The sequence below is a fragment of the Clostridium sp. genome, from assembly GCF_036660475.1.
In the GTDB taxonomy this organism is placed as follows: Bacteria; Bacillota; Clostridia; order Clostridiales; family Clostridiaceae; genus Clostridium_J.
The window spans coordinates 1-11,319 of sequence record NZ_JAVXAO010000026.1 but is presented as its reverse complement, the minus strand read 5'-3'; the positions used below and the strand labels follow the sequence as shown (position 1 = coordinate 11,319).

Below are 11,319 nucleotides of genomic sequence, written 5' to 3'. Positions count from 1 at the left end.
TTAGCACCAGCATCTAGAAGTGCTTCATAATTAGATTGACATGCACCTGCAAAAATAACTAAATCATCATAATTAGATTTATAATTTCTAAGCATAGATACACATTCAACAAAATATTTTGAATTCCTATAGTTGTCTAAATCCATATAGTTAGAAATATCCTTAGCCATCCCATCGTGCCCTGTAATAACTACAATATCTGGGTTTAACTCCTTTACTAAATCCAATATTTCTATAGGTTGATCTTTCTCTGCTATCACCTTTCCCACTGCTTCAATAGATAACTGCTTATAGGTCTTTAAACATATCTCTAAGTATTGAGGATCTCCATCTATATGAAGTATCTTTCCTGGCCTTCCAAAGTATAACTCATTGGTTTTTAGTGCTGTCCCCTTTCTCTCTTTCCTTGGTATTTCTATATCAGTTAGTTTTAATGCTCCCGTATTTGCCCCCGGTGCATTTCTAGACATAAGAACCTTTTTTAGTGTTGTATTTATTTTTTTATTAAAAACCTTATCCTTTTCTCCAATGGTACCTTCATCAATTGTTTCTAAATCATCTTCTAAGCTATCAGCTTCAATTCTAATATTCAAACCCTTTAATAAGTATTTTACATCACCATTTTCATTCTCTTCTATATCTATAATTTTAAATATAACATCTTTACCATAAGATTTTCTTACTACTTTGTCTCCTATATTCATTCTACTTTCCCCTTAAGTAATACTTACTTACATACTATGAAAATGAATTGAAAATTGTGAAATGTGCGCAACTTAAAATTTAAAATTATAAATTATAAATTATAAATTATAAATTTTGGTTGAAATTCTTTCAGAATTTATTTAATTTTCAATTCTAGCTTAAAAACCGTCTTTGGTTTTTATCTAATTCCTAATTCTCAATCCTCAACCTCCTATTGATTATTAATTCTAAATTTTCAACTTTTAATTTCAAAAAACTATTGCATTTTACGTTTATTGGAATATAATATAATTAGTTAAATAAATAACAAACTTTTAGGAGGTTTTCTACTATGTCTGCAAAAACTAACAATGTTAAAAATACAGAGATTCTAGTATCATCTAATTCTTCACTAAAGGAACAAAACACTAGTACTACTATCATTGAAGCTAATCCAATAGATTCAGAAATCAATCTTCTAGTTTCAAATGCTAGAACTGCTTGTGATGATTTTATTATGTTTGATCAAAATTCCATAGATAATATAGTTAAAAAAATGACAATATCAGCTTTGAACAACCATAGGGAACTAGCAAAAATGGCTATTGAAGAAACCAACATGGGTGTTTATGAAGATAAAATAACTAAAAATATCTTTGCTTCTGAATATGTATATAACAGTATTAAAAAGCTAAAGACTGTTGGCATAATCAATGAAGGCGAGGATTATATGGAGGTTGCAGAGCCAATTGGTGTAGTTGCCGGAGTAACTCCAACCACAAATCCAACTTCTACTACAATTTTTAAAGCTCTAATTGCAATCAAAACTAAAAATCCTATAATATTCAGTTTCCACCCTAGAGCACAAAAATGCAGTATAGCTGCCGCAAAACTCCTTTTAGATGCCGCTATAGAAGCCGGCGCACCTAAACACTGTATCCAGTGGATAAATACACCATCAGTTGAAGCTTCTCAGAAACTTATGTTCCACCCTGGAGTTGATATAATCCTAGCTACCGGTGGTCCTGCTATGGTAAAATCCGCTTATTCTACCGGTAAGCCAGCCCTTGGTGTTGGTGCTGGTAATGTGCCCTGTTACATCGAAAAAACTGCTAATATAAAACGTTCTGTAAATGATCTAGTACTTTCAAAATCCTTTGACAACGGAACCATATGTGCTTCTGAACAAGCTGTAATAATAGATAAAGAAATCAGTGAAGAAGTTATTTCTCTTTTGAAAACTCACAATTGTTATTTTTTAAATCAAGATGAAACCATTAAACTTCAGAAAGTTGCTATAGATGAAAAAAGGCAATCTATGAATTCAGAAATCGTTGGTCAAAGTGCAGAAAAAATTGCTGCTATGGCTGGAATTACAGTACCTAAGGGTACAAAAATTCTCATCTGTGAACCGGGTGGAATCGGTCCTAACTATCCCCTTTCTAGAGAAAAACTAAGCCCTATACTTTCAATGTTTATAGTAAACAGTACCGATGAAGGTATTAAATGTTCAGAGGATATGATATCTTTTGGTGGTCTTGGGCATTCAGCTGTACTTCACTGTACAAATGAAAATGTCATTAAAGAATTTTCTAGAAGAGTTAAAGTTGGTAGAATAATAATCAACTCACCTTCATCTCAAGGTGCTATCGGTGATATATATAATGTTAATATGCCATCTTTAACCTTAGGTTGTGGAACTATGGGAAGAAACTCAACTACCCAAAACGTTAGTGCAAACAATCTTATAAATATAAAAAGAGTGGCTAAAAGGAAGGTTAATATGCAATGGTTTAGAGTTCCTGAAAGAATATATTTTGAACCAGGCTCATTATGCTATCTTGAAAAACTACATGGAAAAAGAGCATTTATTGTAGCTGATAAATTCATGGATAAACTCGGATATGTATCTAAGGTAATGGGATATCTTAAAAAAGCTAACTTTGATATAAACGTATTCTTAGATGTAGAACCAGATCCTTCTACCGATACAATCATGAACGGAACTCAGCAAATGCGTAATTTTGAACCGGATGTTATAATCGCTCTTGGTGGTGGTTCGGTAATCGATGCTGCTAAAGGAATGTGGCTCTTCTATGAAAATGAAGACATAGATTTTGACGGATTAAAACTAAGATTTATGGACATTAGAAAAAGGGCATTTAAATTCCCTCACCTTGGTAAAAAATCTAAACTTGTAGCAATTCCTACTACTTCAGGTACAGGCTCAGAAGTTACTGCCTTTGCAGTTATAACTGACAAGAAAAATAATATAAAATATCCTCTTGCAGACTATGAATTAACGCCAGATATTGCAATAATAGATCCTAATCTAGTAATGACAGTACCACCATCAGTAACCGCTGACACTGGACTTGATGTACTAACTCATGCCATTGAAGCCTATGTATCTGTAATGGCATCTGACTACACGGATGCTTTAGCTCTTAAAGCCATGGAATTGGTATTTAACTACCTTCCACTTGCGTATAAAGATGGAAGTAACGCTCTAGCAAGAGAAAAAATGCACAATGCATCTTGCATGGCAGGCATGGCATTTACAAACGCCTTCCTAGGTGTTAATCACAGTATAGCCCATAAACTAGGCTCAGAATTTCATATTCCTCATGGAAGAGCAAACGCTATAATGCTTCCTCATGTAATAAAATATAATGGAAGTAATCCTAGCAAACTAGTTGCTTTCCCTAAATATGAACACTATAAAGCACCTGAAAAATTCATGCAAATAGCCAAATCATTAGGTCTAGATTCCTCAAGCTATGAAAGCTCTGTGGACAGCCTAGTAGAAGCTGTTAGAAACCTTATGATTGAACTAAATATCCCTCTAACATTAAGCCAGTGTGGTGTAACTAGGGAACATCTTGACTCAGTTCTTTATGAGCTAGCAGATGAAGCCTTTGAAGATCAATGCACTACCGCTAATCCTCGTCTACCTCTAGTCTCAGAAATTGCTGACTTAATAAATAATGCATTCTAATTACACTTAATGCAAAAAGTTGTGGAATTAATTAATTCCACAACTTTTTTAATTCAAAATTTTAAATTTAGCTTAAACTGTATAAAATTCCTTGAAATTTTTCATAAATTCTTCAAATTTTCCTTGCTCTGCTATTAACTCTTCTAATTTCTTATTAAAGGTGTTTTGCACCCAGTTCACTTCATTGTAGTAATATCTATTACATACTCTCCAGTAACGTTGCGGGAACATAAGAAAGGCATATAACACATTATATTCATCCTTGGTAAGTTCAGATACCTGATTATAATTATCTATAATTAATTTAGCTACCTCAAAATCCCAGTCACGCCTTTTTAAAACTTTTATCATAAAGTTTGATAAATCAAAAGTCCTAACCTCACGCTTACAGTAATCAAAATCTATTACGCTAACTTCATTATTCTCACTAATTATTATGTTGTGATAAGTAAAGTCATGATGGCAAAAACTCTTTTCTTCTTCTGCAATCCTACAAATCTCGTAGTAATTTGATTTATTCAATGTCTCTAACGCCTTTTTCCCTAAAATTTTATAATAATCCATGGATTTTATATAACTTAGGTCAAAGTCAGTTTTATGATTTTTCTTCTTCCTAACCATTTCCTTCATTTTATCGAAAGATTTTATCCTTTTCTCAATTAAATGTGGCCATCTACCTAAATCCGATTTCAACTTACTATTTTCCGATGGCTCATATCCTTTAGATGACTGGTTAAATCTAGCTAAAGCCTTAGATGCTAATACTAGATCATCATCACTATGGAAGTCGCACTCTCTTCCATCTATCCACTCTGACAAGGTGTATATATCTTCGTTAACTAAAGCATACGGCTTCTCTTCTGTATTTAGATAATATCTATCTATATTCTTAAACCCATTATTGTATAGGTGTTCTTTAGCCCCACACACAAATAGTAACTTTTGAGTGCCATAGCTTATTTTTTTCAAACACCTAACGCCTTTATTTGTTTTTAATTGATAAACGCCCTTATTAGGCTTAATACTTTCAATTTTAATATCAAATTGGCGTTCAATTTCAAATTCTCTCATCATAATTTCGCACCCCCTCCATAATTTATATGTATTTATACTATATTTTAGAATAGTTCTTAACATATTTGCCTTTAGTTGAATACTATACATTATTAGAATGTATTTAGAAGGAGTATTAATATGAATATTGGTATTGATATGAGGGCCGCTAAGTGGTACAGAGGAACTGGAATAGGAACCTATACCTATCAATTAATTAATGCTATGAATAATATTGATAGCATTAATAAATATACTTTATTTAATGATGATGACACTCTGAACATAAACTTCAACCAAAATTTTGAAATAAGTTATCTTAAAAGTAATTCATCAAATATATTTTGGAATAATGTAAACCATCCCACAGTACTTAAAGATAAAGATTTAAATATATATCACGTTCCACAAAACGGCATAGGACTTCCTATTTGCCATAGTCACCCATTTGTAATTACTCTTCACGACACAATACCACTCCATATGCCCGAAACCGTTGGGGAAACATATCTTAATATATTTAATACTCAAATGGAATCCATTATAAATAGATGTGATGGAATAATTACCGTTTCTGAATTTTCAAAGGAAGATATCTCTAAAGATTTCAATTTCCCAAAAGATAAAATACATGTAACCCACTTGGCAAGTGAAGATATTTATAAACCTATAAATAAAACCCTTTGTAGAAATATACTAAAACAACACTACTCTATACCTGCTAACTATATTTTATATGTAGGTGGATTTAGTCCTAGAAAAAATATCTCTGGCCTAATAGAAGCCTTTAGCAAAATACACACTAAACTTCCGTCAGATATGAAATTAATTATTGCAGGGAGTAAAGGTTTATCATATCCAATTTACAAATCTTTATCTGAAAGACTTGGCATGACAGATAAAATCATATTCCCTGGATTTATTTCAATGGAGCATATGCCTTATTTATATAATAGTGCTTCACTCCTTGTATATCCATCTTTCTATGAGGGCTTTGGTCTCCCGCCTTTAGAAGCTATGGCATGTGGAACTCCTGTAGTTGCTTCTAATGTTACATCACTCCCTGAAGTCTTAGGCGACAGCGCCTTACTCTGTTCTCCTTACAGTACAAATGAGCTTATGGAAAGTATTCTAAGCGCATTGCTAGATAATACTATTAGAGAAAGTCTTATAAAAAAAGGATTTGATAAATGCAACTCCTTAACCTGGGAAAAAACGGCGGCAGAAACCTTGAAAATCTATGACTCAATAATTATAAATAATTATTGAATTCCCTTTGGAGTTTTATTCCTATTTTTTAATTTTACATTTTTAATTTTAAATTTAAAAAGGAAGATACTAAAACCAAGTTAAAGTATCTTCCTTTTGCTACTGCTAGGGGGGACTATACAGTAGCCATTACGTAAAGGTTTTTGAAATTTTCTATCATTTCTTGTCTTTCATCTATATCTTGCACTTTTTTCTTTATTTTATACAGGTAAGTTTCATATTTCCAAAGTTTTTTTCTATAAAAATAATCTTTTGCTATAGAGTAGAACTCTGTTGGGAATGATAGCATTCCATAAAGAACTTCATACTCATCCCTTCCTAGTGGAACATCTTTATTATATTCATCAATTATTAACTTTAAAATATTAAAATCATAGCAGCTATTCTTTGTAACCTTATTTATAATATTACAGATATCATTGACTCTTAAATCTACTGTTGAATAATCAAAATCTATAAAATAACTTTTATTATCCTCTATAATGATGTTATGATAGGCTAAATCACCATGGCAAAGAATAAAATTTTCATTATAGTTACACATTTCTAAGTAAGTTGATTTTTCCATAATATCTATACTCTTCTTCATGTCTTCAAGAAATCCATCTACATATCTAAGAAATATATCATGAAATTCATTTTTATTTTCATAGCTAATAGCCCGCTCCTTTAACCTCTGCAAATCTTCAAATTTATCTCTATAATTATCTATAGCCTTAAAGGGCATATATCTCTTTGACTTTGATGAAAAACTTATTCCCTTAGATGCATTATGCATATCTGATAGTCCATTAACTGCTATAGCTATATCTAAAGGATTATTATATTCACATTCTCTACCCTCTATTAATTCCATAACAACATAGGTACTTTCCTTCCACTTAGTAATGATATGTCCATTCTTATTTACGATAAAATTCATTATCCTATTAAACCCATTATTTTTCATATATTCCATTCCGCTTTTTATAAACCTAATATCCTCCTCCTCATAGTGTACTTTTTTTAGAATCTTATTCCCCCTATCTGTAACTAGTACAAATACTTTTCTTAGAGGTATCACATCGGTTACTAGAAAATCATAATTATCTAACAGGTCTACATCTAATGAATATCTGCTTAACCACTCCTTGTGAGAAAATCTTGTCTCCATCCTTATTCACCACCTTATATCAAAGATTTCTCATCTTCTTTAATCCCATTTACTAATCTACGTATATATTCCTCCTCATTCCAACTCTTCTTATTTTTCTTGTATTTATCATATATCCTCATAAACTCATATGGATATGATAAAAGAGCACGAATAAATATATTGCTATTTTCATCTAAACCCTCTAGTTTACAAAATATATCAATACATTTTTCAAAATCAACATAGAAACCTTTTCTTTTAAGTTTAGCTAAAAAATAGTAACAATCCATCTCCACCATGTTGTAAGCTATATCATCGAAATTTGCAATTTCTATAGTTTCATCCTTTCCCTTTAATAAATTATCAAAATCCACATCAGTTAAACATATTTCCACATTATGCATACTTCTTGCAACTAACTCTATATATCCATTTTCAATTATTGTATTAATTACCAATTCGCCTCTATTTAAGATCTCGTCACCGTTTTCTAAAATAATTTCTTCCACTCTATCAATAGGTCCACTTTCTCTTATCTTCTCCAAATTCCTTCTGAATTTTTTTAGCTGTATCTTATCTTCTTCAATAAGCTTACATGTATGATTATTAATTCGCTTTCTTAAATACCCATTAAACCCACAAGATAATTCATGTACTTGGTTTATTATATATAGCTGTTCTATAACTCTTTCTTCTAAAATCCTTCTATTTAAAGTTTCATTGTCTTTTAACATGAAATTTACTTTTTTTACGCCTCTAGTGCTTAAATATTGTTGAAAACTATCATAAAAAAATCTATTCATTATCCCACCTCTATCTCTGCCTATGTTTATTTTTTTCTGGTTTATTCATTTTCCTCATTATCTCTTGCTGCTGATTTTCCAACTCTAATATCTTCTTTTTTCTTTTTTTAATTTTCTTTAATTCCTTAATGTATGCCTCCATGTTTTCAAGTTTTTTATCATAGTCCTCTACACTTTTTAATTCTTCATCACCTATGCCATTCATATCCCTTCCATTGTTATCCTTATTCACTAAATCTCCTCCTTAGAGATTGCTTAACTTAAACACTCTAAATTTATTTATAAATTCTTCTCTACCCTCTATATCTTCTGCATATAATTTTAATTTTTTAAGAAAGAAATCATCTCCCCAAGGTTTTTCTTCCCAATAATATTGAATCCCACGCTGCCAATAATCTTGTGGAAATTCCATAAAAGCTGCCATGATTTCAATATCCTCTTCCTTTAGTGGATGTACAGATTTATAACCCCTTAATATAAGCTTCATCCTCTCATCATCCCACCTACCATACTTCATAGCCCTAACTAACAGGCTAGCTAAATCATGTAAATGAGAATCTAGAATACAATAATCAAAATCAATAACTTGAATCTCTGTATTATCACAAATTAAAATATTGTGATGAGCATAATCATGATGGCAAAATCCACCCAGCTTTATCTCCTTTAACATACTATTTTCATAATTACTATTACACAGATTATCAATTGCTCTATCACATCGTCTAAGCTCCTCGTCCATAATATCTGCATAATAAATATCCACTGGTGTCTTTTCAGTTTTTAGTTCTAGTATCCTCTTAAAGTCCAATATTTCACTTCGTCTAGTTCTATAAACCTCTATCCATTTAAGCCAACCTACCCTTGGTCTCATATTATCCGTTACTAAAAATCCTTGACTCGCCTTATGAAGTTCTCCGAGCTTTCTTGCTGCAATTGTTAACTCAATTGGGTTATCATAGGAACATTCCCTACCTTTCATCCAAAGTGTTAAATACCCAAAATACATGCCAAATTTTATATAGTCGCTTCCTTCTCTTGTCTTTATTATGTTTGGTACATATTCAAATTTATTATCATTCAAGTGCTTGATAGCTCCTAGTATGAATAAAAAATGTGGGAATTCATATTTAACTATCTTCAAACAATATATTTTTTCACTTGTTTCTACTCTATAGACACCTTTTAGTTTCTCAATTGAAGTTGCTTCAATATTATATTCATGCTTCAAAATCTCTATTATTTTTAACTTTTCCAAAGAAACCTCCTCCAACACCTTCTATAGGTAATATATGATAACCTGAATAAATGTGTGTTTAGTTTTGAAGTATTTGTAACACATATTTATTCATTGATTAATATATACTATATACCTTTTAAAGGAGTTGAAATTATGAATATTGCCATAGACGGTAGAGGTATAAACTGGTATAACGGTAGCGGTATTGGAACATATACAGAAAACTTACTAAAAAATTTACTTAGTATAGATACAGATAACTCCTACCAAATATATTGGTCTGGTGAAAATTATGAGTCCTATAAAACACAAAATTCAAACTTAGTTATGTGTTCAAAAAAGTATCAACGATTCTTTCAAGATAATTTTTTTCCTGAAAACTTAAAGACTGAAAATATTGATTTATACCACGTTCCACAAAACGGAATAGGATTAAATCAGGATATTCATTGTAAAAAAGTAGCTACTATTCACGATTTAATTCCATATATTATGCCTGAAACAGTAGGACGTGGTTATCTACTAAAATTTTTAAAAGAGCTTCCTCTTGTAACTGAAATTAGTAGTGGGCTTATCACTGTTTCCGAGTACTCAAAAAAAGATATATTAAGATTCTTTCCTATGGATGAAGATAAAATTTTTGTAACACCCCTTGCCGCTGATAAAAAATATGTACCTCTAGATAAAGAAAAATGTAAAGCTATAATAAAAGAAAAATATCAAATAGATAAACCCTTTATGCTATATGTAGGTGGCTTTAGTAAACGCAAAAATGTATATGCCTTAATTACCTCCTTTGCCAAGCTTAAATCTCATATGTCAAAAGAATATAACCTAGTTATTGTTGGGTCATACAGAGATGAATCTCAGGAACTCGTTAAACTTGTAGATAAACTAAATATGGGTAACTATATAAAATTCACAGGATTTGCCCCTGACGAGGATCTTCCAATTTACTATAATGCCTGTGAATGTTTTGTATATCCATCATTATACGAAGGCTTTGGACTTCCCCCACTTGAAGCAATGAGTTGTGGCACCCCTGTTATCTCCTGTGACACTACATCTATTCCAGAAGTTGTCGGTCATAGTGGAATACTAATCAATCCATATAAAGATAACACCCTACAAAATGCCATGGAACTTGTACTAGGTAGTGAAACTCTTCGCTGTGAACTAAGTAGGTTAGGTTTAGCTAAATCAAAGGAATTTTCTTGGGAAAACACAGCTAGAAAAACACTAGAAGCATATGCTAAATTGGGAATTGAAAATTAATTTTTAATTGAAAAAAGCCCCGAATAATTTATTCGGTGGCTTTTTTATTTTACAAGAATTCATCAAATTGCTTTTCTTTTTTCATCTCATTTAGAAGATGTTTAATTTCTTGATCCTTATTTTTATCCATTACAAGAATAACATCCCCTGCATCTACAATAACTAAGTCTTTAATCCCAAATCCTATAATAAGGTTTTTCTGACCAAATACTGCGCAGTTTTCGCTAGAATCTAAGTATGCAGAACCCATTACCTTATTACCTTTTGAATCATTTAAAAAACGTGTAAGAGATGCAAAACTACCTATATCATCCCACTGGAATTCACTCTTAATCACATATCCTTTTCTCGTTTTTTGCATTATTCCAAAGTCTACAGATATGCCATCTATTATTTTATATTCCCGTTCTACAACTTCATCTTCATCCTCTTCCCCAACATGTTTATAAATCTCACTAATAGAATTATGCATCTTCGGTAAATACTTTTGCATTTCCCTTAAAAAAACATCAGCCCTCCATACGAACATACCTGAATTCCATAAATAAGTTCCCTTAAGTATAAAATCTTTGGCCACATCTACATTAGGCTTCTCTGTAAACCTAGCCACCTTATACGTCTTCATTGCATTTAAAACTGGATCTCCCATCTCAATATATCCATAGCCAGTTTCTGGTCTACTAGGTTCAATTCCTATAGTTACTAAGCCCCTTCTTTTTTCTGCCAAATCAACCGCACTCTTTAGAGTATCTAAAAAGGCCTTTTCTCCTTCTATATAATGGTCTGATGGCAATATAACCATTGTCGCATCCTTATCCATTTTAAGAAGTTTAATAGCTGCAAGACCTATGCATGTAGCAGT

10 protein-coding genes are annotated in these 11,319 nt (G+C 31.5%); 3 read left to right on the top strand and 7 right to left on the bottom strand.

Translation table 11 applies throughout. The annotated features are described in order from the left end of the window. The coding region (gene yabG / locus RSA29_RS18485) for a sporulation peptidase YabG (protein WP_346943647.1) at window positions 1-704 on the bottom strand (704 nt) is incomplete at its 3' end. Window positions 705-1,036: 332 nt separating this feature from the next. Between yabG and adhE the strand changes: the two genes are divergently transcribed. Then, a complete protein-coding gene (gene adhE / locus RSA29_RS18480) occupies window positions 1,037-3,682 on the top strand; it encodes a bifunctional acetaldehyde-CoA/alcohol dehydrogenase (RefSeq protein WP_346943646.1) in 2,646 nt (881 codons plus the stop codon). Window positions 3,683-3,754: 72 nt separating this feature from the next. Here the strand turns inward: adhE and RSA29_RS18475 are convergent, their stop codons facing one another. Further along, a complete protein-coding gene (locus tag RSA29_RS18475; RefSeq protein WP_346943645.1) occupies window positions 3,755-4,756 on the bottom strand; it encodes a CotS family spore coat protein in 1,002 nt (333 codons plus the stop codon). 120 nt (window positions 4,757-4,876) lie between these two features. Between RSA29_RS18475 and RSA29_RS18470 the strand changes: the two genes are divergently transcribed. Continuing rightward, the gene (locus tag RSA29_RS18470; RefSeq protein WP_346943644.1) at window positions 4,877-6,004 is read left to right on the top strand and encodes a glycosyltransferase family 1 protein; all 1,128 of its coding nucleotides are present in this window, start codon (window positions 4,877-4,879) and stop codon (window positions 6,002-6,004) included. A 115-nt stretch (window positions 6,005-6,119) separates the two neighbouring features. Here the strand turns inward: RSA29_RS18470 and RSA29_RS18465 are convergent, their stop codons facing one another. From RSA29_RS18465 to RSA29_RS18450, 4 genes are read right to left on the bottom strand one after another with little or no spacing between them, the layout of a single operon-like run. Continuing rightward, complete coding sequence (locus tag RSA29_RS18465) at window positions 6,120-7,157, bottom strand: CotS family spore coat protein (protein WP_346943643.1); 1,038 nt, start codon at window positions 7,155-7,157, stop codon at window positions 6,120-6,122. 14 nt (window positions 7,158-7,171) lie between these two features. Continuing rightward, a complete protein-coding gene (locus RSA29_RS18460) occupies window positions 7,172-7,942 on the bottom strand; it encodes a hypothetical protein (RefSeq protein ID WP_346943642.1) in 771 nt (256 codons plus the stop codon). 10 nt (window positions 7,943-7,952) lie between these two features. Further along, complete coding sequence (locus RSA29_RS18455) at window positions 7,953-8,174, bottom strand: hypothetical protein (RefSeq protein WP_346933327.1); 222 nt, start codon at window positions 8,172-8,174, stop codon at window positions 7,953-7,955. Window positions 8,175-8,186: 12 nt separating this feature from the next. Then, window positions 8,187-9,200: a CotS family spore coat protein gene (locus RSA29_RS18450; protein WP_346943641.1), complete on the bottom strand. Its 1,014-nt coding sequence runs from the start codon at window positions 9,198-9,200 to the stop codon at window positions 8,187-8,189. Between the two features lie 135 nt (window positions 9,201-9,335). On the opposite strand from RSA29_RS18450, the gene RSA29_RS18445 reads away from it, so the two are divergent. Next, the gene (locus RSA29_RS18445; protein ID WP_346943640.1) at window positions 9,336-10,457 is read left to right on the top strand and encodes a glycosyltransferase family 1 protein; all 1,122 of its coding nucleotides are present in this window, start codon (window positions 9,336-9,338) and stop codon (window positions 10,455-10,457) included. A 49-nt stretch (window positions 10,458-10,506) separates the two neighbouring features. On the opposite strand, the gene RSA29_RS18440 is transcribed toward RSA29_RS18445, so the two are convergent. After that, a partial coding sequence (locus RSA29_RS18440; RefSeq protein ID WP_346944634.1) for a sugar phosphate nucleotidyltransferase occupies window positions 10,507-11,319 on the bottom strand: 813 nt, incomplete at its 5' end.

Coding starts and splice junctions, on each gene's coding strand:
- RSA29_RS18445 (WP_346943640.1), top strand. CDS start 9,336: ATGAATATTGCCATAGACGGTAGAGGTATAAACTGGTATAACGGTAGC.
- RSA29_RS18475 (WP_346943645.1), bottom strand. CDS start 4,756: ATGATGAGAGAATTTGAAATTGAACGCCAATTTGATATTAAAATTGAA.
- RSA29_RS18465 (WP_346943643.1), bottom strand. CDS start 7,157: ATGGAGACAAGATTTTCTCACAAGGAGTGGTTAAGCAGATATTCATTA.
- RSA29_RS18460 (WP_346943642.1), bottom strand. CDS start 7,942: ATGAATAGATTTTTTTATGATAGTTTTCAACAATATTTAAGCACTAGA.
- RSA29_RS18470 (WP_346943644.1), top strand. CDS start 4,877: ATGAATATTGGTATTGATATGAGGGCCGCTAAGTGGTACAGAGGAACT.
- adhE (WP_346943646.1), top strand. CDS start 1,037: ATGTCTGCAAAAACTAACAATGTTAAAAATACAGAGATTCTAGTATCA.